Source organism: uncultured Thalassolituus sp. (assembly GCF_950066645.1).
GTDB lineage: Bacteria > Pseudomonadota > Gammaproteobacteria > Pseudomonadales > Oceanobacteraceae > Thalassolituus.
The window spans coordinates 17,706-43,160 of the sequence record NZ_CATMFB010000014.1; the positions used below are offsets into that span (position 1 = coordinate 17,706).

At 53.2% G+C, this 25,455-nt stretch carries 19 protein-coding genes; 11 read left to right on the forward strand and 8 right to left on the reverse strand.

Annotated features, from left to right (window positions below):
• The first annotated feature begins 260 nt into the window (after nt 1–260).
• From Q1L85_RS13025 to Q1L85_RS13035, 3 genes are all read left to right on the forward strand, one after another.
• Nucleotides 261–1,070 (forward strand): hypothetical protein, encoded by an 810-nt coding sequence (locus Q1L85_RS13025; RefSeq protein WP_300426631.1) that lies wholly within the window; start codon nt 261–263, stop codon nt 1,068–1,070.
• An 86-nt stretch (nt 1,071–1,156) separates the two neighbouring features.
• Nucleotides 1,157–1,660 (forward strand): RNA methyltransferase, encoded by a 504-nt coding sequence (locus tag Q1L85_RS13030; RefSeq protein ID WP_300426632.1) that lies wholly within the window; start codon nt 1,157–1,159, stop codon nt 1,658–1,660.
• A 75-nt stretch (nt 1,661–1,735) separates the two neighbouring features.
• Nucleotides 1,736–2,104, forward strand: coding sequence for a hypothetical protein (locus tag Q1L85_RS13035; RefSeq protein ID WP_300426634.1), 369 nt, complete (start codon nt 1,736–1,738; stop codon nt 2,102–2,104).
• 56 nt (nt 2,105–2,160) lie between these two features.
• Here Q1L85_RS13035 and Q1L85_RS13040 read toward each other — a convergent pair whose 3' ends face one another.
• The 3 genes from Q1L85_RS13040 to Q1L85_RS13050 are packed head-to-tail and all read right to left on the reverse strand — an operon-like array spanning nt 2,161 to nt 4,501.
• Nucleotides 2,161–2,490 (reverse strand): DUF3325 domain-containing protein, encoded by a 330-nt coding sequence (locus Q1L85_RS13040; protein WP_300426635.1) that lies wholly within the window; start codon nt 2,488–2,490, stop codon nt 2,161–2,163.
• Nucleotides 2,487–4,223: a PepSY-associated TM helix domain-containing protein gene (locus tag Q1L85_RS13045; RefSeq protein WP_300426636.1), complete on the reverse strand. Its 1,737-nt coding sequence runs from the start codon at nt 4,221–4,223 to the stop codon at nt 2,487–2,489. Before Q1L85_RS13045 ends, Q1L85_RS13040 begins: the two co-directional genes overlap by 4 nt.
• Nucleotides 4,220–4,501: a hypothetical protein gene (locus tag Q1L85_RS13050; protein WP_300426638.1), complete on the reverse strand. Its 282-nt coding sequence runs from the start codon at nt 4,499–4,501 to the stop codon at nt 4,220–4,222. The genes Q1L85_RS13045 and Q1L85_RS13050 overlap by 4 nt, the downstream gene beginning before the upstream one ends.
• Nucleotides 4,502–4,782: 281 nt before the next feature.
• Here Q1L85_RS13050 and Q1L85_RS13055 point away from each other — a divergent pair, with 281 nt between their 5' ends.
• The gene (locus Q1L85_RS13055; RefSeq protein ID WP_300426639.1) at nt 4,783–6,087 is read left to right on the forward strand and encodes a hypothetical protein; all 1,305 of its coding nucleotides are present in this window, start codon (nt 4,783–4,785) and stop codon (nt 6,085–6,087) included.
• A 90-nt stretch (nt 6,088–6,177) separates the two neighbouring features.
• Complete coding sequence (locus tag Q1L85_RS13060) at nt 6,178–8,283, forward strand: TonB-dependent receptor (RefSeq protein WP_300426640.1); 2,106 nt, start codon at nt 6,178–6,180, stop codon at nt 8,281–8,283.
• 53 nt (nt 8,284–8,336) lie between these two features.
• On the opposite strand, the gene zigA is transcribed toward Q1L85_RS13060, so the two are convergent.
• From zigA to Q1L85_RS13075, 3 genes are all read right to left on the reverse strand, one after another.
• Nucleotides 8,337–9,581 carry a zinc metallochaperone GTPase ZigA gene (gene zigA, locus Q1L85_RS13065; RefSeq protein ID WP_300426642.1) on the reverse strand — a complete coding sequence of 415 codons (1,245 nt, stop codon included), beginning with the start codon at nt 9,579–9,581 and terminating at the stop codon, nt 8,337–8,339.
• A gap of 259 nt (nt 9,582–9,840) precedes the next feature.
• On the reverse strand, nt 9,841–11,592 hold the full coding sequence (locus Q1L85_RS13070) for a hypothetical protein (RefSeq protein WP_300426644.1): 1,752 nt from the start codon (nt 11,590–11,592) through the stop codon (nt 9,841–9,843).
• Between the two features lie 341 nt (nt 11,593–11,933).
• Nucleotides 11,934–13,100 (reverse strand): DAPG hydrolase family protein, encoded by a 1,167-nt coding sequence (locus Q1L85_RS13075; RefSeq protein WP_300426646.1) that lies wholly within the window; start codon nt 13,098–13,100, stop codon nt 11,934–11,936.
• A 152-nt stretch (nt 13,101–13,252) separates the two neighbouring features.
• Here Q1L85_RS13075 and Q1L85_RS13080 point away from each other — a divergent pair, with 152 nt between their 5' ends.
• Nucleotides 13,253–13,867 (forward strand): TetR/AcrR family transcriptional regulator, encoded by a 615-nt coding sequence (locus tag Q1L85_RS13080; protein WP_300426648.1) that lies wholly within the window; start codon nt 13,253–13,255, stop codon nt 13,865–13,867.
• A 169-nt stretch (nt 13,868–14,036) separates the two neighbouring features.
• A complete protein-coding gene (locus tag Q1L85_RS13085; RefSeq protein ID WP_300426650.1) occupies nt 14,037–14,819 on the forward strand; it encodes a hypothetical protein in 783 nt (260 codons plus the stop codon).
• 5 nt (nt 14,820–14,824) lie between these two features.
• Here Q1L85_RS13085 and Q1L85_RS13090 read toward each other — a convergent pair whose 3' ends face one another.
• Both Q1L85_RS13090 and Q1L85_RS13095 read right to left on the reverse strand, forming a co-directional pair.
• On the reverse strand, nt 14,825–16,021 hold the full coding sequence (locus tag Q1L85_RS13090; RefSeq protein ID WP_300426652.1) for a DUF3089 domain-containing protein: 1,197 nt from the start codon (nt 16,019–16,021) through the stop codon (nt 14,825–14,827).
• 195 nt (nt 16,022–16,216) lie between these two features.
• A complete protein-coding gene (locus Q1L85_RS13095) occupies nt 16,217–17,353 on the reverse strand; it encodes an alkane 1-monooxygenase (RefSeq protein ID WP_300426653.1) in 1,137 nt (378 codons plus the stop codon).
• A gap of 168 nt (nt 17,354–17,521) precedes the next feature.
• Here Q1L85_RS13095 and Q1L85_RS13100 point away from each other — a divergent pair, with 168 nt between their 5' ends.
• From Q1L85_RS13100 to ligA, 4 genes are all read left to right on the forward strand, one after another.
• Nucleotides 17,522–18,190 (forward strand): GntR family transcriptional regulator, encoded by a 669-nt coding sequence (locus Q1L85_RS13100; protein ID WP_300426655.1) that lies wholly within the window; start codon nt 17,522–17,524, stop codon nt 18,188–18,190.
• 93 nt (nt 18,191–18,283) lie between these two features.
• Nucleotides 18,284–21,787 (forward strand): chromosome segregation protein SMC, encoded by a 3,504-nt coding sequence (smc, locus tag Q1L85_RS13105; RefSeq protein WP_300433372.1) that lies wholly within the window; start codon nt 18,284–18,286, stop codon nt 21,785–21,787.
• Nucleotides 21,788–22,022: 235 nt separating this feature from the next.
• Nucleotides 22,023–23,372, forward strand: a complete 1,350-nt coding sequence (locus Q1L85_RS13110; protein ID WP_300426245.1) for a cell division protein ZipA C-terminal FtsZ-binding domain-containing protein — start codon at nt 22,023–22,025, stop codon at nt 23,370–23,372.
• Nucleotides 23,369–25,441 carry an NAD-dependent DNA ligase LigA gene (gene ligA / locus Q1L85_RS13115; protein ID WP_373915037.1) on the forward strand — a complete coding sequence of 691 codons (2,073 nt, stop codon included), beginning with the start codon at nt 23,369–23,371 and terminating at the stop codon, nt 25,439–25,441. Before Q1L85_RS13110 ends, ligA begins: the two co-directional genes overlap by 4 nt.
• The last annotated feature ends 14 nt before the right edge of the window (nt 25,442–25,455 follow it).

The following is a 25,455-nucleotide window of genomic DNA, read 5'->3' on the forward strand; positions in this document are numbered from 1 at the left end:
TCCGTTTTTGCTTTGGGTTTAAAGGGTAGAGTAGTACCCCTGATAGGACACCCACGTTAGTACCTCCCACGTTAGTACCTTCGCCTGATGCTTCGATAATTGACCAATGCAAGGCCGGCGGCCCATCTGTTGAAGGATAAATACCAGCCTTTGGGAGGGGGCGACAAACACTACAAATCTCTTTGTCTCAAATCGTCACTGACGCTGCTATGATGGCTGGGCAGAATCCCGACTGAATCAAACTTATCGGAAGATTGCCTGTGAAAAAAATAATATCGCTCTCTCTTGTTCTCGCTCTGACTGGTTGTGGTGGTGAAACCATTTTTAATAGTGAAGCCGAAGATATGCAGGCCTGCATTGTTGGTACGTGGAATAATGAGGGCAATATTTCCTCTGTTCAGTACACTGAGGCCTATGCGGAGTTTTATGTTTACTCTGAAGATGGCACGTTTCAGTACGAGAAAAGGGCAAAGTTAGATTACGATCTGATATTGCTGGAGTTACTGGTAGGGGTAGAGCGTCCGGTGCCCAAATATCAGGTCATCCGCAAAGTCGGTCAATGGATATATCAGGACGATATGTTCTACACCCAGATCACAGATCATGTAGCGTCGCTCGCTGCGACTGAAGAAGAAGCGCTGAATGAATATCCCTGGGATTCTCTGTATGGTGGCACGCCTATTGATGACGTGACTTATGCTCAGGTCAGTGGCACAACCCTACACTGCGACGAAGCTTACCTGGCGGAACATGTTATGAAGCCGGTTAGCGAGAACCCTTTGACTTACCGGAGTGAAACTCAGTATGCCGTGCAGCCCAATACATCGGCAGGTACTGGATTCAGTGAGCTTGTCTTTAACAGCGATGGGACGGGCACTTACGAGAGAGTGACGGAAGGTGTATACACCAATGACTACTACAACTTCTATGATATGACCTATTCGTACGTCGGTAATATTATCCGTGTCGTTTACGCAGACGATGACGGCGAGGATACAACCCGACTATTTACCTACTATGGCCCTGTGATTAAAGACGGAACAAATCATTCTCTGTTTGTTCGTCAATAGACCGCGATTCAACCCCCGCGAACTGAAGACCAGCTCCACGAGTGCTGTGGTATGCTTCTCATTCAATTCCCGGCGGACAGTGCAGCATGATTCACATCGGTATCGTAAATCCTAAAGACGTGACCAATGTCGGATCTGCGCTGCGGGCTATCGGGTGTTTTCAGGCGGATGGCTTGTTTTACACCGGCACTCGTTACGACCGAGCCATGCGCTATTGCACTGATACACAGAGAGCAGCGGCAAATGTACCGGTTCAGAATGTCGAAGATATTCTGGCCGCCGTGCCAGAGGGCGCTGCTCTTGTCTGCGTTGAGCTGGTTGTCGGAGCAACGCCGCTGTCTGAGTTTGAACACCCTCAGAACGCTTTTTACGTGTTTGGCCCTGAAGACGGGAGCGTGCCGCAGGCGATTGTCGATGCTGCAGATGCAGTGGTGTATGTGCCTACTATCGGTTGTCTCAATCTCGCGGCGTCGGTGAATGTCGTGTTGTATGACCGTACCAGCAAGCTGGGGTTGCCTGATAATGCGAATGATCGGGATGATCTGATTCGTCGTAGTCGGGATAATCGTAACCGTCTTCGTCTGAAGTAAATGGATGACCCGAATATCCCAAGGATATGTGCTAGGCTGGCTTTCCTGCGATGTACAGTTAACAAGGATCAAGTTATGAAATCTTACATAAACAGCCTGATTGCCGTGATACCCGTTGAGAATTTTGATGTTGCTTCGAGTTGGTATGCGTCTCTGTTCGGACGTAAACCCGATCTTATTCCTGTGGCAGAGGTTGCTGAGTGGCAGTTAGCAGAGGGCGCCTGGATTCAGGTAAGTATCGATCCAGAGCGGGCGGGCTCGGGTGCTGTGGTTGTTGGAGTGGATGATCTCGAGGCTCAGCGCGGTGTTTGTAGTGAGTCAGGTATTCAACTCGATGAAACCCAGGAATATCCGGGCGTTATCAGAATGGCTGAGGTATGCGACCCGGATGGCAACAAAATTTCATTCGTACAGGATATTTCAGGCTTTGATCCGGCCGGATAATTCACCGCGCGATACTCTGCCTGCTGAGCGCAGCAGAGTAATACGCGCGGCTGACATTACGGCAGAAAAGGTTTGCCCAGGCGCCCAGCGCAGGCAAATTGCCACAGTCGTTTTACCGCCTCAGGCCAATACGTCAGCAGCAGGGTGAGGACAACCGCTCCGACGTGGAGAAGCCCAAGCCATATGACGATCGCCATTTGCGTATTCCAGGCCTGCAGGCAGGGAAGTAGTGCGACTGCGAGATACATGTATCCGACAACATGCAGCCAGTTACGCAGTTTGCTTGTGGGTCGGCCTCGTCCGAAAATCAGTTTATAAAAAACGCGGGTTGAGGCTGCAAAGTGAATAAATCCGAGCACAATCAGTATCAGGGCCAGAGCCGTCATGATGCAGTCTCCTGTTTATTCTGTGGACGCGGTGATGGGCGACGTTTATCCGGCCGGTTTTTTCTGCCCGGCGTTCTGGCTTTCTTATACAGATAATATACCGCGGTCCACAGGCCGGCAGCGGTGAGCAGTGCGACGATGTCAAAGCTGATTCTGACCCAGTCACCGGCGGCAATTGCATCCAGCAGACCTGCTGGAGAGGTGACAAAATCAAGCACGGGCAGGAATGCGAAGAGGGTTCCTGCGACAGCAAGCTGAATCAGCCAGCCGTGTTTTTTCCGTAAAAATACCGCATAGAGCAGACAGATAAGCCAGGCAATTAGGAAGGCCTGAATTTCCAGATCGCTGCGTCCTTCGGTATCTGCCGGGATAATCCGGTTGGCCCAGAAATACGCTCCCAGCGCGACAAACATACCTGCAATGCCCGCCAGGTTCAGTGCGCTGACAAGTTCATAGCCGCGCTGCCCGGCTTGCTGTCGTTCACGCTTCTGGCTCCACAACAATGCTCCGCTACCTACCATGACGGTGCCGAGTACACCCGAGAAAAACAGCAGCCAGCGCGTTAACGTGTCGGCAAAGTGGCCTTCGTGCAGAGACCTTAATACGCCATATACCTTGGCAACGATGCCTTCTGCGCCTTCAGGGGTGCTTTCTTCCGTGACTTCTCCAAGGGCATTAAATGTGACTTCTGGCGTGCCGCCGCGGAAATGGCTCAGGCTACTTTTTTCAGAGCCTCTGAAGGTAATGCTGGCATCGGCCGTCATAGGTTTTTCGATGCTGATGTCATGCACAGGCTGGCCCATAAGCGCCTGCGCTTGCTGGTACAGGTCTTCGAGGTCGATGGCGACCGCTTCTCTGTTATTGTCTTCCGCCCTGGTGCGACGTCGGGTCTGCTCTGGTTCGTCTCCTTCCTGTGCGGTTGTCATACGTTGTCTCTGGCCGCGCTCTTCCTGAGCGGTGTCTGGCGTTCGTCCCTCTCTTGCTCCGCGTTCCTGAGGGGCTCTTTCCGGAGCGCCACGTTCCTGCTGCGGACCTCCCTGGTTGCCTCCCCGTTCATTGCCGCCGCGTTCATTTCCTCCCTGCCAGAACAGCAGTGTGCCTGCGAGCAGAAATAATCCCGTAAAGGTAATCATGATGTGAAAGGGCAGTGCGAGCACACTGCCTACGACGTGCGCATCTACCCATGACGCGGTCTTTTTTCCGGGGCGGAAAGTAAAGAAGTCAGCGAATATTTTCCGGTGCATGATGATGCCGCTGATAATGGCAATAAACATCAACATAGAAGCCGCACCGACAATCCAACGACCTGCTTCCCGCGAGATTCCGTAGAGCTCATAGTGAAAGCGGAACAGGAAGTTTCCGCCTGCGGTTTCCCGTGCATCGTCGATGGCAGTGCCGCTGGCCGGATCAATCACGGCCCGGGCGCCCCGTCTGCGTTGGCGTTCTTCACCCTCTGCCTGCCAGTTGAGGCCGAGAACCGGACTGCGGCTGTCGGGCAGGCTGATCTGCCAGGTTTCCGCAAAGGGTGCGACAGACTGCAGATAGTCGGTGGCTGACACTAAAGGTGTATCGCTCTTTACTGAAAGGTGATGTTCCGGGGTCATCCAGTGGGTTATTTCTGCCCGGAAAAATGCTGTCGTACCAGTCAGGAACACCGCAAATAATACCCAGATAACGATCAGACTGCTCCAGGTGTGCAGCCATGTCATTGATTTACGCAGTCCACCTTTCACAGTTCGCCTCCTGCCAGATACCAGGCGCCCCAGAGAACCCCATTACCAGCGGCAATCAGGCCGATGGTCTTTTTATGTGACTGAATTGAGAATGCGACGATGACGATAGTCACGTAAGCGATGAAAAAAATCATGCTGGTAAACATGCGGGCTTCACGTCCTTCGAATCCGGTGACGAGAAGCAGAAGTAACGTAATTACCGTTGAGAGAGCGTAACCGCCGACGGCAGCAGTCAGTATTCGTGCCGTCAGTGGCCAGCGTCCGGAGAGAGCAGCCATAACAGGGTCCTCAGGCAGACCATAAGAAAGCGGCGGATAATAATGGTAATGGTTCTCATCCTCAATGATGTGAGGCGCTTTATGACATTACTTTACCCGCGGGGTGTCTGGCTCATCGATATCGGTGGCTTGCGGGTGGCATTGGCAGGAGTGTGACCGATTGATGGTGAAAGAAGGTTGCTTCGTTGCACTGAAGTTATGTTATATTATAACTATATTGGCCGCGGCACTTGTTCGCGGGCCTTCTCAATGTGGCAGTTAAATGTGAAGGAATTGGGACAATGGCTTTAAAAGTAGAAAACGAATTGAACAGATCTCTTCTGGTTCTTGCGATCACAGGCGCGCTTGTTGCCTGTGGCGGTGGCAGTTCTGGCAGCGATTCGGATGATCATGAGGAAGACCACACCGAAGAAGAACATGAGCACGCTGGGGCACGCCTGATCTACTCTCTGTCTGACGACTCCGGCCTGAATATGTACGATCAGACGGTGGAAGAAGCTGAAGCATTTCAGACGGATGTCGTGGCGACCTCAGTTGCAGGGGCGACGCTGGTGTTATCGACAAGCGGTCTGACCGCTGCTGTGCTTGATAACGGCGCCGTTTCCATACTGGACTCTGGCCTTGAGCATCTGGCCGACGAAGACGGACATACCCACGACGTGTCTGCTAACGCGACGTCACTGACCTCCGGTATTACCGCAGTGGTTGCCACGCACGAGTATTTTTCCGCATATGACGGGATGACGAGCACTGTTATTGATGCTGAGACGGGAGAGGCAGTGACAGCACCGGACTCCGATGCCTATCCGACATTGGCTCTGACGGGAGGGCATTTCCTGACCTTTAACGGGATCGATGGTGGCGTTGAAATGGAAGTCGTCGAGCCGGATGGCGAATCACTGGAGAGTCCGGTAACCATGACCTGTGCAACGGGCTCTGTGCTGACCAGTGCTCAGACAGAACATCTGACACAGGTTCTGTGTTCCAACGGTGCCTTGTTGAGTCTGATCGCCGGGGAAGGAGAAACAGAAACTGTGTTCACCACTGTTTCAGAAGCGGATTCAGGGCTTAATCGTCTCACTGCAACGGCGTCTGCACATGATGTGATTGCCGGCTGGAATACAGATTCGAAAGTACTGAAGCTGTTTAATGTTGCGGGGTCTGACGTGCAGAGCGCAGACGTTACCGCTGGCATTGCGTCCTCTTTAATTCTTGATGTTGCGGCACTGACCAGTGACGAGCACGACGTACTGGGCGTTCTCGGTTCGGATGGAAAATTCTTCGCGTTGTCCTTCCATGTCGAAGAATCCGGTGCAGAAGTCGAAAATAGTAACGCTTTTGCACTTGCAAGCGGTCAGACCTGGTCGGCGCAGAATAAAGTTCTGGCTGATAGCGAAGCCTTTATTGTCGTGAATACAGATAATCAGACGCTTTATTTTATTGATGGCCACGAGGGTGGTGACTATCACCTGCATTCGAGCTTAGTCGGTGATGCCAGTCTGGCGTCGCTTTCTGATGCTGTGCTTGCGCACGTCGGGGAATCTCACGACGAAGAAGGGCACGAAGAAGAGGGACATGATCACTGATCATTTTCCTGAAGCCCTGGCCCGGATACGATAAGTCTCCGGGCTTTTTCCGTTTATAATTTTGAGCAGTAATTATTTATCAGGTTATTTATGCGTCGCTATTTATCTCTCCTCCCGCTTGGGTTGCTGACCTCTCTGTCTCATGGGGAAACTCCCGTGACCCTCGATACGATTGTGGTAACAGGCGGTGGTGATCGTTCCGTGTACGATACCGCGCAACCTGTCACCGTTGTAGGGAGTGAAGAGCTCGATAAAAACGCGGGCGATAATCTGGGAAGTCTTCTGGAAAAACTTCCGGGCGTTTCTAATGCCGCGTTTGGTGCTGGGGTTGGTCGGCCAGTCATCCGGGGGATGAGTGGTAGCCGGGTAAAAATTCTGCAGAACGGCACGGATACGTCAGACCTGTCTGCCATGAGTTCAGATCACAGCCCAATGGCCGAGCCAAGTGCGGGCGAGCAGGTTGAGATCGTCTATGGCCCTGCGACTCTGCTTTATGGTGGTGGGGCGATCGGTGGGGTCGTTAATGTGATTGACGGTCGTATCCACGAAATCGTGATTCCGGGCATGAATGGTCAGGTTTCTTCTAAGCATTCGACGGTTGATGACGGGCAGCATCTGGAAGCGGTTGTTGATTTCGGAAAAGGAAACTGGAACCTCCATCTCGACGGCTTTACCCGTGAGGCATCAGATTATGCCAGTGGAGAAAGTGGCGATATTCCAGCGGGCAACAATTCGGGAACAATTGAAAACAGCGACACATCAGGCAGTGGTGGTGCCGTAGGCCTGAGTTGGGCGAATGGGCGCAACGGATTTATCGGTGGCTCCATCAGTACTCTGGAGTACGATTACGCCGTGCCTAATCTGGACGGCGAAAGCTTTAGGGTGATGCCGGAACAGATCCGCTATGATCTGAAAGGCGCCTGGACGCCGTTAACTGGCGTGATCGAAGAATGGCGCTCTGAGCTGACATTCAACGACTATGAGCACGCGGAAACAGGGCACCGGAATGACGATGCGAATGCTCCGTTTGTTGATATCGGTTTGTTCGATAAAGAAACCTGGGAGTTCGTTACCCGACTCCGTCACGCTGAAATTGGTGGCTGGCATGGTCACGCAGGGGTTCAGTACACCCGACAGAATCTTGAGTTGTGTCACGACCACAGCGGTTGTGAAGGTATTCCGTCTTTCAATGATGACTGGGACGGCAATATTGGATTTAACCTTGAGAACAGCGACCGCGAAGGGGATCTCTACGGGCACGATACTCCCATGCCTCTGACGGAGACCGAGCAGGTTGGCGTATTTATTGTCGAACACCGAGACACCTCATTCGGATCACTGGAGCTTGGTGCGCGTGTCGATCAGGTCACGGTCTCTGCGGATCCGTCATCCATCGATCCGCTATGGCGTCAGGATGACCGTTATTACGATGATTACACCTTTACGCCGACAACATTATCGGCGGCTGGCACCTGGCTTTTAGATGAAACGCAGAGAATCGGACTGAGTATTGCCCGTGCTCAGCGTGCGCCTGAAGCGCCGGAATTATTCTGGAATGGTGATCATCACGCGACCTTTGCTTTCCAGCTGGATAATCCGGATCTGGATGTTGAAACCGCGCACACGATAGACATTAACTGGATCTGGAATACTGACGATAGCGAAGTCCGCCTGGCGACATACTATTATCAGTTTAAAGATTATATTTATAACGACCTTAAAGGCGTGACGGATCCCTTCCATGGGAATGATGTTTATCGTCATGAGCAGGAAGACGCGACCTTTACTGGTGCTGAAGCCAGCTGGTCTCAGCAACTGTCTGAAAACTGGGCGTTCGATATGAGTGCGGATATCGTCAGTGCCCGGTTAGTCGACGGTGGTAGTTTGCCGCGAACGCCTCCCGCCAGCCTGTTGATGGGTCTTGACTGGATGAGCAGTCAGTGGGAGGCGCGTGCTGAAATACGTGCGGTGGCCGAACAGACAGAGACGGCAGAAAACGAAGACAACTCTGATGGTTTTTTGATGGTAAATGCGTCCGTGGGTTACCTGTTTATGATGCCATCGTCTGAATTAACTGTCAGTCTCGATGGACGTAATCTGACGGATCAGTATGCCGTTAATCACGTTTCTTATCTTAAGCGTGCGGCGCCGTTACCGGGGCGTGACATCCGCCTTGGCCTGCGTTGGGCGTTCTGACTCTACAGGTATCAGAAGACCTCTTCTGATACCTGTTTTTCCAGGCAGGAAGGTCAGTGTGCTTCCTGCTCTGTTTTATCCCAGGATGGGAATGGGTCGGGCAGGGTTTTCCAGAGGCTTTTACCCGCCAGCAGCTCGTCGTCACTCAGGAGGCAGTCGTCGAGTGCCTGAGTAAACCCCCGACGATCAAGATTCTGACCAATAAACACCAGCTCCTGGCGCATGTCTCCGAAAGGTTCTGCCCATTGCGACTGGATCGAGGCGAGATAGTCCGGGTCCTGAGGCCAGTTTTCTTGCGGCACTGCCTTCCAGAACATACCGGCGAATCCGTAGCGTGCGATGCCTCCTGCCTGACTCCACTGGCCTGCAAATTCAGGGCGGCTTGCCAACCAGAAATATCCCTTCGACCGGATCAGCTTTCCGTGAGATCGGGTATTGTGGAGAAAATCATAGAATTTACCCGGATGAAAAGGTCGGCGTGCGGTATAGGTAAAGCTGGTGATTCCATATTCTTCGGTCTCTGGAATATGCTCTCCGCGCATTTCTTTCAGCCATCCCGGCGCCTGCTGGGCGCGCTCAAAATCGAACAGACCGGTGCCCAGAACTTCTCCGATATTGATGTTGCCGTGGCGGATAGGTATTACCCGTGCCTGTGTGTTCAGGGTTGTAATAATGGCCTGCAGACGCTCCACATCGGCGGCAGGTGCGAGGTCGGTTTTGCTGATAAGGATAACATCAGCAAATTCGATCTGATCGACAAGAAGGTCGCTGACACTGCGTTCGTCGTCTTCTCCCAGTGATTCGCCTGTGTCGCTCAGAGCTTTGGCTTCGTCGTAATCATGAAGAAAGTTAACGGCATCAACTACAGTGACCATAGTATCCAGAGTGGCAATATCAGACAGCGATTCGCCATTTTCATCGGCAAAGGTAAATGTCTCGGCGACCGGAAGCGGCTCGGAGATACCTGTGGACTCGATAACGAGGTAATCGAATTTTCTTTCTTTGGCCAGCTTGCCTACTTCGATCAGCAGGTCTTCCCGCAAAGTACAGCAGATACAGCCATTACTCATTTCAACCAGCTTTTCTTCGCTGCGATTCAGCGTCACTTCGTTGCGTACGAAGTTTGAGTCGATATTGATCTCGCTCATATCGTTGACGATGACAGCTACCCGGCGCCCCTCCCGGTTGTTGAGGATGTGACTCAGCACGGTTGTCTTGCCAGCGCCCAGAAACCCCGACAGCACAGTGACCGGCAACTTTACCTGCACGGGCGGTTGCTCTTTGTTCGTTGTGTACATTATCTCATCTCACGTTGCTCATATTTCCTTTATGGTAATATATATTGTTATAACATAACAATAATGCTGGCGTGAGACGGCGCTGGGACTTGCCTCGTAAAATGAAGCGATGACGAGTCAGAGGGCAAGTGAGCGGAGAGGTAAGCGGAGAGGTAGGCGGATAAGTGAGCGGGTTGTCTTGAGTGCTGCCGCGAGGGGGATTTATAGTGCTGGTGGGCGTACAAAGAAATGTGCCGCCCAAGGGGCGGCACGGTGAAGATCAGTTGAGGAAGCTGTCCATAGCAGCTTCAAGCGTTGGCAGGGTGCTGCCCGTTCCTTCACTGAAGTAGTAGCTGTCTTCTTTTACTGATACATCAAACTTCTGTTCGTAGCTGTCAAACCCGGTCAGGTTGTCCGCGATTTCCGTGCGACTGATGGTGACGTTGTTACTGGCAGTCGCGGTATTCGCCGAGTTAATCCTGTAGCGGTTCGCAACATTGTTCTCGACGATGATGTTTTCAGGCAGGTACTTGCCTGATTTATCTTTCTCGGTCTGCACCCACATATAGCGTCCGGTGGCATCATCACTGACGGTCACCGTGTTGTTTTTGATCACACCGTCGCGACCCCAGAAAATGGTGATGCCATGCCAGTGGTTGCTGATCAGCGTGTTGTTAGCGATCTCAAAGTTGGTGTACAGACCATCGAACACCACGATACCTTGTCCGGCAGACTGATACGGTCTGGTTGGGTCGGTACTCGCCTGATAAAAGTTGTTGCTAATTTTCACGTTGTCGAATTCGGTGCCCAGCGGGTAAGCAAACCCCTGAATAAAGTCATCGTGATTAGCGTCGCCATCGTCACCGCTGACGTAGTGGTCCAGACCAATGTTGCCATCCAGGGTGATGTCTGAACCGAGAGGGCGCATAAAATCAGCCGAGATATTTTTAATCAGGTTGTTTTTAATCAGTGCTTTCAGTGACTGAATTTCCTGACTCATTGCGTTATCGCGTACGTAAGTCGAGATGCCCATACGCAGATTGGTCAGTTCATTTTTATAGGCGGTAGAGCACTTACCACGACGGAACATAATGCCGCTGCCAACTTCCTGCCATTTCTGAGCATCCCAGTATTCGTGATCATCGCCGCCACTGATGTGGTTGTGATCGAACATAATGTTGTGAGTATCGTAAGTTGATACCAGGAATCCACTAGTATCCTTGCCTATATCCAGACCAGTGAAGCGGATGTTCTTAACGTAAGACAGTGAAACGCTGCCAATTGAAGCACCTTCTTCGCCGATAATCGTTAACCATGGAGCATCGACGTCCATCAAGTTGCTGTGACGTGAACTCAATGAGAGAGAGTCTTCATGTCTTCTGAGTTTTACCGTCATGCCCGCTTTAATCGTGCCATCGTTAAACAGTTCCTGCAGGCTGCGTGGCTCTGAATCATCCAGCACCAGAACTTCGCCATAGCCTTCCTGCGAGTATTCGCGACAGGATGGATACACGGGCAGTGCTGGCATAGCCGACTCAAGTGCGATCGGTGCTTCAGGTTCTTCTACTTCGACAGTGCGGTACGCCGCGAACGCTGAAATATCGAACGGAGCATAATCTTTGTTGTGGTAGCGGCAGAAACCGACCGAAACCCGAGTGGTGTCGAATGTCAGTTCGTGGCTCAGGGCGCTACCACCTGCACGGCCGCCGATGCCTTTGTATTGCCCATTGCCCCAGGTCAGCAGGCGGAGTGATAGTTTATTTTCGAGAGCTTCCTGTGGGTCGATCTGAAGGGTGACGTGTTCACCAGTTTTGAAATCGACGTTGATATTTTTCACTGAACAGTAGTGTCCGCTTTCCGGAAACTGATAGGTATTGCCAGTCAGAGACGCATTACTGCCTTCCAGTTTAAAGCCCACAGAAGACAGGTCGTCTGTATTAACGATGTCTTCATTGACGTACTTTGCAGACGACAGGGCACTGAGGGTTGAAAGTGCGATGACTGTAGTCAGTTTCCCAGGATTAAACTTCATATGACCTCCACAAGGACAAGCTGATTCGAAGCAACTCGATATTAGCAGTGAGAATTTCGTGAGGAGGGTGGGCACACAATTTAATACAGTGTTAAAAACTGAAATTAATGTATTTTTTAGGTTAATTGATAGTTTTAAAAATATAATAAAATCAATTGGTTATGGTTTTATGAATTGCAATAAATTACATGCCGGAAATGAAGGTTTACAGTAAGCTCGTTGCTGTATTGTGATGGCCATCACAGGGGGATTTTTCTTAACAGGCCCGGTATATCGCTGGTGAGAGGAACAGGAAGGCATCAGAGCAGAGGCCGGTGTTGCCCGCCTCTGCTCTGCAAGGCTCAGTCGAGTTCCTGTTCGGCGAAGAGCGCAGGCAGGAAGTACTGCAGCATCTGCATTTCCTGAAGCGCGTGTTTACCCAGTTCGTCGGTAAAGCCAGGCATTACCCAGTTGAGGAAGAACGGCACGTTGAAAGTTGAGCGCATCACAATGCCATCGCCTGTGGCGTTCATCTGGTATTCGTGAATCATGTCCTGAGGCATGATCCCGCTCAGGCCATCAAGGTCTGTTTTTGCATACAGCCAATGGTTGTATTCAACGCGTTCAGCAGCATCTTCTTTTGGTAGCCAGGTGATCAGCAGGGCGTTTTTGTAGGGCCCCAGATATTCGACAACCCGCTGGACCGCACCCACTGAGTAGGTGGTGTTGTTTGGGCTGGATGGCGCCTCGAGCCATTCAAAGCTGAGGTGAGCGGTCGGGTGCCAGCGTTGGTAGCGGTAGGTGCTGTCAATGTTATCCCACCACCAGTTCATCATGTCGGGAGTCAGGCCTTTAATTTCCTGGTCGACAATCACTGTACGGAGCCAGAAGCCATTCTTCTCTACACGATAGGTGCCACGGGATTCGAGTTCTTCTTCAATGAATTCTTCCTGAAACATATCCGGCAGGAAGTCAGTCATATTGTTCAGGTCAGTACGCAGGTGTTCGGTGACTGTGGCGCGGATACCCGGGAAGGCAACAGCAACGACATCAGGGAGAAGCAGCGTTGCATGAACATCGGTCCCGGTCAGGCTTTCATCCGGGGCATAGTCGTACACCAGCCAGCCATTGCCCGGCACTGAGAGATCTTCAAGGCCACGGAAGCGGATTTCCGCGACCAGCTGATAGTCGCCTGCGGCGGTGTTAAAAGGCTCGTCCCAGGTCACCTGAGTGTCTATGGTAAAACCACCCAGGTATTCCGTCAGGTTCTGAACTGTACCTGTGGCCAGTTCCAGGGTCGCTGCATCTGCAGGGGGAACGACCAGCTCGTAGCCCACATGGTGTTCTGGATTCCAGTCAATAAAGCGCTCCTCGGTGCGGATGTTATTCCACCACCAGTCGAGCATCTCCGGAGCCACGTCTTCAATATTCTGATCGAACTCCAGGGCGATGCTATAGCCTTCCGGGAGTCCGGCCTGAGCATTGCCAGCCGCAATCACCAGCGCGAGTGTAGTCAGGGTTTTTTTCATGTTCAGATCCTTTTGGTATTTTTATAGTACGATTGGATTATATTGGTAGGACGCCCCTTTGCAACCACATCTGAGGCCAGAATTCGTCAGGAAACATGCATAGGAGGGGCAGGGAAGGTATGATCAGACTAACAATAAGAGAGTGAATTGCAGTGAGAGAAGCCAGAAGCCCCGGCCGTCGCAGTGCCGATGAAGCCGCCCGTACCCGCCGGGCTATCCTTGATAATGCGTTGCGCCTGTTCTCAGAGAAGGGCTTTGATCTGACCAGTGTGCGTGAAATTGCCGCAGCGTCCGATATCAGCCATGGTGTTCTTCGTTATCACTTCGGGTCTAAGATGGATATCTGGATCAGTGTGATGGATCGCGCCTTTGATCTGTATCGCGAAGAGATGATGCCCGTGGTTGAAGCGGCGGTAGATTCTGATAACGCCCTCGAAGCCTTCCGTAAGGTGGTCTCAGTTTTTATCCGCCTGACGTGTGAACGACCTGAGTTCGCACGGTTATTCATTCGTGAAACCAGCCAGCAGGGGCCGCGTGCAGATTACTGTCAGGCAAACTTTTCGGCCCTGCACCTGGCCATTGGCGAGCTGTTCAATCGAGCGCGGAGTCAGTCGTCAGCGTTAGAGTTTCATTCTAACGACTCGTTCTTTTATGCCCTGATGAGTCTTACTCACTTCCGTCTGTTACATCCCGGAGTGGCGTTTGCGCCTGAGCTGCAAGACAGTGAACAGGTTCAGGCCCTGGTCATGAAGGTGCTTTTCCGCTGAAAACATTGCCTGATCCCTTAAATAATGCGGGCAAGGTCACATTACCGATCTTCTTTGTAGGACATTTCTTACACAGCATTGAGTAGTGTCTCAATAGCGTCTAGGCTGGTATTAACTAACCGGATGTTCACAGTACAGGGTGTTGTACGTCATTCAGAGGAAAAAACGCATGAACCTTACTTTGCTGAGGTCTCTGGGAGTCGCTGCTGTCTCTGTTATGAGCCTCACGTCACTGAGCGTATCTGCTGCTGACGAGACTGCTCCTGAGACAGAAAGCCCGGTAGTGATTGCCATTCCGAATTTTGATGATGACCCTGAGAACGGCATAGAACATCCGTTAGTAGAATTCATCCGCACCTGGGAGGGGCTCTCGGGTCGCGAGCTGTTGATTGAGCGCTTTCCTTTTAAACGTTCAATGAAAATGGCTACCTCCGGTCAGGCCGACTTTCACTTTCCTCTGATCAGAGATCCGGAAGTCGATGCCGCGGGTCTGCCGTTTGATTATTCAAGCACCCGTATTACTACCGTGAATTTCGTGCTCTACACCCGTGAGGGTGAGACGATTGATATGGAACATCCGGAGAACTACCGGTTGACGACCCACGGTGGACACGGAAATCTGTTTCCGTTCCCGATTGAGGAAGATTACTCAGTAGAAGGGTCGCTGATGAAGCTGAAGACTGGCCGTATCGACGGGTATATCTTTGCCGACAATGCTGGCGACCCGGTGATTCTTGAACTGGGTCTGACAGGTATTCAACGCAGTCTGTACAAAGTGTACGACGTCCATGCAGTGATTGAACGGGGGCCGCGTGGAGAAGCTGCCGATCAGTTCATCACCGACACTATGAACAAAGCCCGCGAGGCCACTCTGCCGGCGGTTGTTCAGGGTATTCCATACAACGACTGGCAACCACGCGAGCATGTGACGCCCGCGGTGGTTCAGAAGTAAGACGTTTACTGGCTGAGCCAGTGGTTGATCTGATCTGAGGCAAGGCGGATCAGGTCGCCCTGTGCCAGATTTACGTCGATCAGATGCAGGCCCCATCCTTTCACTACAATCAGCTCTCCCCGATATTCGTCGGCCCTTGGGTCGTCGGCATCAATCTCTATGCTTACCTCAAGATAATGAGTGCCGTCGCTGTTGCGGATACATTGACCAGAGAACTGTCCGGGAACGCTGTAAAAATCCGCTTTATTGCGGGCCGACAGGTTTTTCCACCAACTGCGGTACGGGCCACCACTGCCTTTTATTGCCAGTAACACATCAAATGCATAGGGCTGATCAAACGGCAGGCGCACGTCCAGAGCTTCTTCACCTCCGGCGAGCGCAGCGGGATGGGTGCAGGCCATCTCAAAACCTTCTGATGGGGCTGCGCCGAAGCGGGGTGTTGCCAGTTCCGGGTCATCCTGACGGAAGCTGGAGTAAGCAACCACACAGCCACTCTGGCCTCCATGAGAACAGAGTGGTGTTTCGCTGAAAGTACCGCCGATGGTGCCGCCGACCGGTACTTCAATACCGGTACCGATCAGATGCGCAGCGACCAGGCGGGACTGCCGCTCGGGTTGACCCTCAAACTCTTCCTGAATCAGTCGCGCCAGCAGGCGGGCCCCCTGGGAGTGCCCGACGAGCAGAACGCCGCGTCCCTGATTTTCATGGGTCAGATAATGCAGAAAGGCATTACGGACATCGGCATAGGCGGTTTCGTTAGCTGCGGCCAGGGTGTCTTCTGACACAAGACCGTCACCCAGAGCGCCTATACCCAGATAGGTAAGAGTCCGCTGACGGTAAACCGGAGCGTACTGGCGACAGATTTCTCCGTAACGACCGAATTGAATGGCGGTGGTGTCTTTTTCCTGAGCATCCGGACGCAGGTTGCTACTGGCTGTGATATCCGTCGAGGCCGTCGGGTACACATAAAAGCAGTCGATCGCCGGAGAGGATTCGATATATCCCGGCATAACCGAGCTGCTGCCGTTGGCTGCGACCGAAATAAACGACTGATCCCGCTGGCAGACGTTGTTGTTGTCAGCCAGTTGCGGATGGCAGAGCCACAGGTCGTTGTCGCTGTAATCCGGATCTTCGGCTGCGTTCAGCAGTGCAGACGGTGTCAGCAGCAGAGCAACGAGTATCAGCTGAAAAATGCGCATCATGATTCCTTATTATTTTTTCAGAGCATTCTACGCGGTGGATTCCTGCAGTCACTGACCGAACTGACAGGGTTACGAACTGGCCTGCAAAGCGGCGTTGCTTTAAGAGGGAGCAGAAGAGGGACAGAAGAGAAAAACAAAGACACAGGGCACGAAGAAAGCGTGCCCTGTGTGATCAGAATTGCAGGTTGGTCGTGATTACTGAGAGGTCAGCTGATCCTCTTCGCCCTTATAGTAGGCCTCGACGCGTGGATTCATCACTTTAAACCAGAGTGAAGGAATCAGAGCGAGAACCACCATGGTGGCGTAACCGCTTGGCAGCTGTGGGCTTTCGTCGTGGTGACGCAATACCTGATAACGACGTTTCGGATAGGCGTGGTGATCTGAGTGACGCTGCAGCTGTACCAGGAAGAGGTTGGTCAGCAGGTAGTTGCTGTTCCAGGAATGGTGGATCGTCGTACGCTCATAGCGACCGTTCTCCAGCTTGCGGCGATGCAGACCGTAATGTTCGATGTAGTTGACGATCTCCAGCAGAGTGAATGCGAAGAAACTCTGAGCGAAGAAGTAAGCCACGCCTTCCCAGCCCCAGATCAGACCGCTGGCAACGGCCAGCAGGGCCGAAATGCTGTACCACCAGATCAGCTCATTGCTCAGGCTGAAAGGTGACTTACCCTTACGACGCAGTTGTGCCGCTTCAAGCTTCCACGCATTAAGGAAGTTGTGCAGGTAAGCGTGTGGCAGAAACTGATAAAGAGTCTGGTTGTAGCGTGATGACGAGGCGTCTTCAGGCGTAGAAACATGCACGTGATGGCCACGGACGTGCTCCACTTTAAACCCGGCGTAGCAGACGGTAGACAGCAACAGACCACCCACCCACTGCTCAAGACGGCTGTCTTTGTGAATCAGCTCATGACCGACATTGATTGCCACAACGCCGCCCAGTGTACCGATGGACATGGCCAGGCCAATCTGTCCCAGCAGACCGATCTCAGGGCTGGTAAACAGGAAGCCCGCGTAGGTGATCGCAGCGACCTGGAAGGGCAATGTCATGATCGTGAGAAAACGGTACCACTTCTCTTCAGACATGGCTGGCACGTCGTCTTTTTCGTCAGGGTTAAACGGGTCCTGACCAACGATGTGATCAAGCACCGGAATCACACCGAATACAAATACGATTGGAAAGAAGAACCAGAGGTCGTTCATGCCAGTGTAGCGCCAGATTTCGCCCACCAGAGGTACCAGCAGTGCTGGAATCAGTACCAGCAGGTAACCCAGCTTCTTCAGCTGCATACGCCAGTCATCAGCACGGATGGTTTGAGCAGTAGCCTGTGTCATACGTTGATCCTTGTCAGGGTTTTTATAGTTTGATTGTTATATTGTCCTACAATCTAACAGATCCAGATCTGAGTAACAGGTGCGACTGAGACAAATGACGGCTGAATTCCGTGGCAGTTTGGCCTGATGTGTTACTATGCGCGCGGATATGGCCTTCCTGAATGTTTTATGAAATTTGTTGCACACGAAAGTCTGGCAGAAAAAATCGCAGCGCATCTGGCTGAAAGGATCATTAAAGGTGAGCTGGTCTCGCGTGAGCGGATTCAGGAAGCCCGGGTGGTTGAAGAGTTGCAGGTCAGTCGCGGTTCGGTCCGTGAAGCCCTGTTATTGCTGGAATCCAGGCACCTGGTGACCATACTTCCGCGTCGTGGTGCTATGGTGGCCGAGTTGACCCCAGACCGGGTGCACGGGCTTTACGACGTCTATGAGGCACTGCTGACACTGCTGGCAACCCGCGTGGCAGAACTCTGGACCGAAGAGAACAAAATGCCACTGTTAAATCAGGCCATGGCACTTCAGGCTCCTGAACTTCAGCGTGACAAGTACCGCTTTATGTTGGCGGGCTTCGACCTGATGCGCGCAGCCTGTGAACTGATCGATAATTCCTACCTGTCGACAATGCTCAGTGATCTGCAGCCGGCGATTCAGCGCACCTACGCGCTGTCTATCCGTTTTTCTGAACAGGGTCTGGAAAAGAGCCGGCAGTTTTTTGCCAAAGTAGTCGAGCTGATTCTGGCGCGCCGGACAGCCGAACTTCAGCCGGTTTTCCGTGAATTCAGCCAGTATCAGCGCCAGTTAGTGCTGGACGCCATGGACAACGCTGCACAGGCTGACTGAGCCGGATTCACCCGGGTTCAGCCCCGGAGTAACTGTGATACTATCGGAGCATTCTGTTGCCCGCGGTAGATTACAAGGAAACCGGCTCCGACTATGCGCCTCAAAGCGATCCGCCTCTCCGGATTTAAATCGTTCGTCGACCCGACGACAGTTCCCTTTAATACCAATCTGACCGGTATTGTCGGACCCAATGGCTGTGGTAAATCCAATACCATTGATGCCGTACGCTGGGTGATGGGCGAGAGCTCTGCCAAGTACCTTCGTGGCGACGCTATGACCGACGTTATTTTTAACGGTTCGTCAGAGCGTAAGCCGGTAAGTAAAGCCAGTGTTGATCTGGTTTTCGACAATTCCGATAAGACCCTGCGTGGCGAATATGCCCAGTACAACGAAATCAGCGTACGCCGCCAGGTTACCCGCGACGGTCAGTCGACCTACTACCTGAACGGCACAAAATGCCGGCGTAAAGACATTACCGACATCTTCCTGGGAACCGGGCTCGGCCCGCGCTCATACGCCATTATTGAGCAGGGAATGATTTCGCGGCTTATTGAAGCCAAACCTGAAGAACTGCGTGTGTATGTTGAAGAAGCGGCGGGTATTTCCAAGTACAAAGACCGCCGTCGTGAAACCGAAAACCGCATGCGCCGGACGCAGGAAAACCTGGAGCGCCTCAGCGACATCCGCGATGAGCTGGAGCGACAGCTCGCTCATCTGCAACGTCAGGCTCAGGCCGCCGAAAAATACAAACTTCTGAAGGCCGAAGAGCGGACTAAAAAGGCCGAACTGCTGGCTATCCGCTGGACCGGACTGAATAAGGAATACGAATCGCGGGAGCAGACCATCCGCGAGCATGAAGTGCGCTTTGAAGCCCATATGGCCCGACAGCGTGCTGCTGATGCCGGCATTGAAGAGCTGCGACTGGATCATCAGGCCAGAACCGACGCGTTTAATCAGGCTCAGGGGCGTTTCTACGAGGTGGGTAACCGCATTGCCCGCCAGGAACAGAAAATCGAGCACCAGTCGCAACTTGCACTGCAGCTGGATTCTGATCTGGCTGAAGCTGAGAAAACCCTGCTCGATAATCAACGTCAGCTGGAGCAGGATCAGCTTCAGCAGGAAGATATTGCAGAGCAGCGGATGTTGCTCGAACCGGAGCTTGAGATGCTTCAGGCCGGCGAAGAAGAGCAGGCTGAAGCCTTGCTTGAAGCCGAAGAAGCGCAGCGTCTGTGGCAGTCCGAGTGGGATACCTTTACGCAACGGGCCAGCGAGCCAACGCGCCGGGCCGATGTTGCCCAGAGCCGCATACAGGCAACTGAACAGCAGTTGCTGAGGCTCGAACAACAGATCCAGAAACTGCAGGCGGAAAAAACTCAGCTGACCGAAGACCCGGACGCCGAAGAGTTTGCCATGCTGCAGGAAGAAGTCAGCGAAGCCGAGCTCAAGGCCGAAGAGCATCAGGGCCGGGTTGAAGAGATACGTCATCAGCTTGAAGAAGTGCGTGAAGATACCGAGCGCCGTCGCAAAGAGCTCGATGAAGGTCGCCAGCGCCTGCAGCAGATGCTGGGCCGTAAGGCAACGTTAGAAGCGCTGCAGAAAGCGGCGTTGGGGCAGGGCAGCGAAGGCGTCAGCCACTGGCTGGAGAGTCATCAGCTGGCTCGGCGGCCAAGACTGGCACAGCAGATCAGTGTGAGTGAAGGTTGGGAAGCCGCTGTTGAAACCGTGCTCGGTGATTATCTTCAGGCGGTGCTGATGGATACGCTGGACCCGGTGTCGTCCTGGTTGTCTGGTTTTACCGACGGCACCCTGACCTTGTGGCAACAGAGCCCTGCAGAGCCGGCGCCTGCTGGCAGCCTTGCCGATAAAGTGAACTCCAGTGTTAACCTCAGCAGCCTGCTCGCTAATGTTCGTACAGCAGACGATCTGCCGTCAGCTCTGGCGTTGAGAGGCAGTCTGGCCCCTCATGAATCAGTGATTACTCCGGACGGCATCTGGATTGGGCCACATGGCCTCAGGGTCGCCCGGGATCAGGACAATGAAGGCGGCGTACTTGCCCGTCAACAGGAACTCGAACTGCTCGACGCCGAGGCAGACGACCTTGATATGTCGGTGGAAGAGTGGGAAGCAGATCTTGATTCGGCCCTGATGCGTCAGCGTTCCCTCGAACAGCAGCGGGAGCAGGCGCAGCAGGAGTGGCAGGCAGTGTCCCGCCGCCTGGTCGAGCAGAAATCACGCTTGTCTGCACAGCAGGCAAAAGCCGAGCAGTTGCGCCTGCGCACCGATAAACTTGAGCAGACGCTGGCAGAGACACAGGAAACCCGCCAGCTGGAGCAGGAATCTCTCGCTGAACTCCGTCTGGAGTGGCAGGAGGCGATGAGCGCAGTGGACGATGATGCTGGCGAACGTGAGCGGCTGCAGTCACGCAAAGTATCCATCAGTCAGGCTCTGCAGCAGGCCAGATTGGCAGCAGGACAGCAGAAAGACCGCCTGCACCAGCTTCAGCTTCAGGTGCAGACACTCAATAGCCGTGAAGAAGGTATCCGTCAGGCCATTGAACGCCTGAGTGACTCCATTCGCAGAGCGAAGGAGAGGCGCGAGCAGATCGTCGCAAGCCAGAACCGGGATCATTCTGCAGACCTCGAATTGCTGCGGGCTGAAATGGAAGCGCTGCTCGAAGAGCGGCTGCAGGCAGAACAGGTGATGACAGAGGCCCGCCATGCTCTGGAGCAGGCGGACACCCGACTCCGACAGCTTGAGCAGGAGCGTTCAGAAGCCGAGCAGGAGGCTCTGGCCGAGCGCAATACTCTGGAGAAAGTGCGCATGGAATGTCAGGCGCTGGATATCCGTCGCAACGCTCTGGTTGAGCAGTTGAGCGAAGATCGTCTGAGCATGGCAGAAGTGCTCGACAGTCTGCCTGAGAACGCGGAAGAAGACGCCTGGGTCGCAGAGCTGGCGCGCATTGGTGAACGCATTCAACGACTGGGCGCGATCAACCTGGCGGCAATTGAAGAGTATAAGCTGCAGTCTGAGCGGAAAGTCTATCTGGATGCACAGAACGAAGATCTGGAGAAGGCGCTTGCGACACTGGAGGGGGCGATTCAGAAAATCGACCGCGAAACCCGTAACCGTTTCCAGGAAACGTTTGAGCGCATGAACTCCGGGCTGGCCGATCTGTTCCCGAAAGTGTTTGGTGGCGGACACGCGTCACTGGAACTGACGGGTGATGATCTGCTCAGCACCGGGGTGGCGATCATGGCGCGCCCACCCGGGAAGAAAAACAGCACGATTCACCTGCTGTCCGGCGGCGAAAAAGCACTGACAGCGATTGCTCTGGTGTTCTCCATCTTTCAGTTAAACCCGGCGCCTTTCTGTATGCTGGATGAAGTGGATGCCCCATTGGACGATGCCAACGTCGGGCGCTACGCCCGTCTGGTGAAAGCCATGTCGGAGAAGGTGCAGTTTATCTACATTACCCACAATAAAATCGCCATGGAAATGGCCGATCAGCTGATGGGCGTCACCATGCACGAGCCGGGTGTATCCCGCTTGGTATCTGTGGATATTGAAGAAGCTGCAGACATGGTGGAAAGCGCCTGACGGCCCGATGACAAATAATCCCGGGAACTTTGTCCCGGGAGTGTTCTCTCTGTCATATAGAGACTAAAATACGCCCGGCGGTTTCAGGAATGAGATTGCCATGATCTAATACCGATTTGCAGCAGAGTGTCATCGCTGTAGTTACTTTTTTTGATACACGCTTAACAGGCAGAGATCCGAGGACAATATGGAGTGGAGCTGGCGCACCGTCTTAATACTGATAGGGTTGTTAGGGATGGCAGCCATACTGGTAGATGGTTTCCGCAGAATGCAACGGAACCGGGCAGAAGCGCTGAAACTGGACGTGGGTCCGGTCGCGGATGTTACCGAAGAAGATGAATACAACCCGGAACTGCCAGGAAAAGTCCGCGTAGTAAAACCGGCGGATGACAGTTACAACAGCCGTTTCCGCGATGCTCAGCCGATCCGTCCCAAGGTGTCTGCCGAAGAAGCAGTGTCACAGAAAGAAGCGGTGTCACCGAAAGAAACGACACAACAGAAAGAAACGACACAACAGAAAGAAACGACACAACAGAAAGCAAGCTCCTCCCGGGCAGAAGACACCGATGCGGCAACTGTGTCTGTGGTAGCGGCACCTGAGAGCACTGCAGTAGTAGCCCCATCTGTCACTCCCCCAGTGGCGGACGTTGAGGACGAAGACGATCTGGATCTGCAGCCGATGCGCGCCGCACAAGACGATGATGATATCGAACCTGACAGTCTGTCCACCGACACTGAGATGCCGGTCATTCCTCAGTCGCCTCTGATTCCGACGCCCAAGCCTGTGAATCTCGATGAGAAAGTCCCGGTACTTCTTGATGTCGAAGAGCTTGGGGACGAAGAGTCATTTGCCGAGGGAATCATCTCTGCGCCACGGGTCGTCAGTAACGCAGACGCTGCTCGGGTACCTGCGCCAGAAAAGAACACTACGCCGGCGGCAGAGCAGAGTACTGCCAGGGTCGAAGACAAGAACGAAGACGACAGCGCGGACGACGAGCTTCCGGTTGTTGAAGACCCCGAGACCATCAACGACCCTCACCTGGAGCAGGAGCTTGAAGATCTGCCGCCGGATGAGACGGATACCCCTTATAACGTGATTTACGCGGGGCCGGGCGCTGAAGTACTGGCACGTCGTCCTGAGCCTGAGCTGGTATTGGTCATCCATACCATTGCCCGCAACCCTGAAGGTTTCCGTGGTGAAGATCTGCTGATGCTGTTTAACAGCTGCGACCTGCGCTACGGCGAGAAAGATATTTTCCATCGGTTTGAAGAAGCGGGCGGCGAAGGCTGTATCCAGTTCTCGGTCGCGCAGATGCGCAACCCCGGTGTGTTTAATCCGGCGACCATGGCAGACGAAAGCTTCAGTGGATTAAGTTTCTTTATGAGTCTTCCGGGGCCTGCACGGCCGCTGGAGGCTTACGAAGCCATGTCAGAAATGGCGATGGCGGTATCACGTAACCTGAAAGCCGATGTGCTTGATGGCAGTCACAGCGCCATGACTCCGCAGACGATGGAGCATGAGCGTCAGCAGATTCTGGATTTTGAACGTCAGCGTCGTCTGGCGGCGAAAAAGAAAAAACTATGAGCCAGCAGGAAGACATGTTTTCAGAAGAGCCCGTTGCGGGCTCTTCTGCTTCTGTAGCCACGCAGATCGACGAACTGCGTGAGCAGATCAATCATCACAATCACCTTTACTACGTGCTCGATGAGCCTGCGTTGCCTGACGCTGAATACGATCGCTTAATGCGGGAACTGCAGCGCCTGGAGGCTGAACATCCGCAGCTGATTACTCCTGATTCTCCGACTCAACGGGTTGGTGGTGCGCCACTGGCAGGTTTTCAGGAAGTCCGTCACGAACGCCCTATGTTATCTCTGGATAACGCGATGAACGCCGAAGAGTTTTCAGCGTTTTATCAGCGCGTTCAGGATCGTCTGAAATCGGACAATGATATTGAGTTTGCCTGTGAACCTAAGCTGGATGGTCTTGCGATCAGCCTGCTTTATGTTAACGGCGTACTGGAGCGTGCTGCCACCCGTGGTGATGGTGAAACCGGCGAAGATGTTACCCAGAACGTACGGACAATTAAAAATATCCCGCTGCGTCTTCGCGGAAGTGCGATTCCGGCCCGGATCGAAATCCGCGGTGAAGTGTATATGCCGAAAGCGGGGTTCGAAGCGTACAACGAACGGGCGCGTGCAGACGGTACAAAACTGTTTGCTAACCCCCGTAATGCTGCTGCAGGGTCGTTGCGCCAGCTGGATTCCCGCATCACAGCGCAGCGCCCACTGGAATTCTGTGCGTACAGTCTGGGTGTAGTCAGTGATGATTTTTCATTGCCTGCTACCCACAGCGAAACCTTGCAACAGGTTCAGGCCTGGGGCGTCCGTATTAATGAAGAAATGCGGGTGGTTTCGGGGCTGGACGAGGCTGAGAAATTTTTCACCGCTCTGGGTGAAAAACGACATTCACTGGCCTACGAAATTGATGGCACCGTATTTAAAGTAAATTCACTGGCGCTTCAGGAAACTCTTGGTTTTGTTGCCCGTGCACCTCGCTGGGCGATTGCTTATAAGTTTCCGGCGGTGGAAGAGCTGACAGAACTACTTGATGTCGATTTTCAGGTTGGCCGCACAGGCGCATTAACGCCTGTGGCGCGTCTGAAGCCTGTGCATGTGGCGGGTGTGACCGTGAGCAATGCCACACTGCACAACATGGATGAGATTGAACGTCTGGGCGTAAAAATTGGCGACACTGTGATTATCCGTCGTGCAGGAGATGTTATTCCTCAAGTTGTTTCCGTGGTGCCGGACCGTCGTCCGGCAACGGCCAGAGATATTGAGTTACCGCCTGTCTGCCCGGTGTGTGAATCTCAGATTGAACGGGTTGAGGGGGAGGCTGTTGCGCGGTGTACCGGTGGACTGGTGTGCTCGGCTCAGCGTAAAGAAGCGATTAAACATTTTGCTTCCCGTAAAGCTCTCGATGTCGAAGGGCTGGGCGACAAACTGATCGATCAGATGGTGGATGCCGGACTGATTGATACGCTCGATGATCTGTTCCACCTGACCCAGGAAGACGTTGCGGGTCTGGAACGGATGGCGGAGAAGAGTGCAGCCAATGTACTGAACGCTCTGGAAAAAGCGAAAGAAACGACACTCAGTCGCTTTATTTATTCTCTGGGAATTCGTGAAGTGGGTGTCGTTACGGCCAATAACCTGGCGTCACACTTCGGGTTTCTTGATCGCATTATGTCGGCGTCGCAGGACGCGCTGATTGCCGTGCCGGATATTGGCGATATTGTGGCCGCGCATGTCGTTAATTTCTTTTCTGAAGAACACAACCGCACAGTGATCGAACAACTGCGTAAAGCCGGCGTTCACTGGGCAGAAAGTGAACCACAGCAAGCCTCAGAAGATGGCCCTCTGGCAGGCAAAGTCGCAGTGGTCACCGGAACTCTGTCCGGCATGACCCGGGACGAAGCTAAAGCGGCACTGGAGTCACTGGGAGCCAAAGTCACAGGCAGTGTTTCTGCTAAGACGGATCTGCTGGTGGCAGGGGAGAAGGCCGGATCAAAGCTGGCTAAAGCACAGAACCTGGGTGTGGATGTGCTCGACGAAGCTGCTTTTATCGCGCTGCTGAACGAGCATAATCTCTGATACGTCTGCCAGAG

Bases quoted from the DNA above. Each gene is read 5' to 3' on its own strand.
- Q1L85_RS13030 (WP_300426632.1), top strand. From the start codon at position 1,157: ATGATTCACATCGGTATCGTAAATCCTAAAGACGTGACCAATGTCGGA.
- Q1L85_RS13035 (WP_300426634.1), top strand. From the start codon at position 1,736: ATGAAATCTTACATAAACAGCCTGATTGCCGTGATACCCGTTGAGAAT.
- Q1L85_RS13040 (WP_300426635.1), bottom strand. From the start codon at position 2,490: ATGACGGCTCTGGCCCTGATACTGATTGTGCTCGGATTTATTCACTTT.
- Q1L85_RS13050 (WP_300426638.1), bottom strand. From the start codon at position 4,501: ATGGCTGCTCTCTCCGGACGCTGGCCACTGACGGCACGAATACTGACT.
- Q1L85_RS13055 (WP_300426639.1), top strand. From the start codon at position 4,783: ATGGCTTTAAAAGTAGAAAACGAATTGAACAGATCTCTTCTGGTTCTT.
- Q1L85_RS13060 (WP_300426640.1), top strand. From the start codon at position 6,178: ATGCGTCGCTATTTATCTCTCCTCCCGCTTGGGTTGCTGACCTCTCTG.
- zigA (WP_300426642.1), bottom strand. From the start codon at position 9,581: ATGTACACAACGAACAAAGAGCAACCGCCCGTGCAGGTAAAGTTGCCG.
- Q1L85_RS13070 (WP_300426644.1), bottom strand. From the start codon at position 11,592: ATGAAGTTTAATCCTGGGAAACTGACTACAGTCATCGCACTTTCAACC.
- Q1L85_RS13075 (WP_300426646.1), bottom strand. From the start codon at position 13,100: ATGAAAAAAACCCTGACTACACTCGCGCTGGTGATTGCGGCTGGCAAT.
- Q1L85_RS13085 (WP_300426650.1), top strand. From the start codon at position 14,037: ATGAACCTTACTTTGCTGAGGTCTCTGGGAGTCGCTGCTGTCTCTGTT.
- Q1L85_RS13090 (WP_300426652.1), bottom strand. From the start codon at position 16,021: ATGATGCGCATTTTTCAGCTGATACTCGTTGCTCTGCTGCTGACACCG.
- Q1L85_RS13095 (WP_300426653.1), bottom strand. From the start codon at position 17,353: ATGACACAGGCTACTGCTCAAACCATCCGTGCTGATGACTGGCGTATG.
- Q1L85_RS13100 (WP_300426655.1), top strand. From the start codon at position 17,522: ATGAAATTTGTTGCACACGAAAGTCTGGCAGAAAAAATCGCAGCGCAT.
- smc (WP_300433372.1), top strand. From the start codon at position 18,284: ATGCGCCTCAAAGCGATCCGCCTCTCCGGATTTAAATCGTTCGTCGAC.
- Q1L85_RS13110 (WP_300426245.1), top strand. From the start codon at position 22,023: ATGGCAGCCATACTGGTAGATGGTTTCCGCAGAATGCAACGGAACCGG.
- ligA (WP_373915037.1), top strand. From the start codon at position 23,369: ATGAGCCAGCAGGAAGACATGTTTTCAGAAGAGCCCGTTGCGGGCTCT.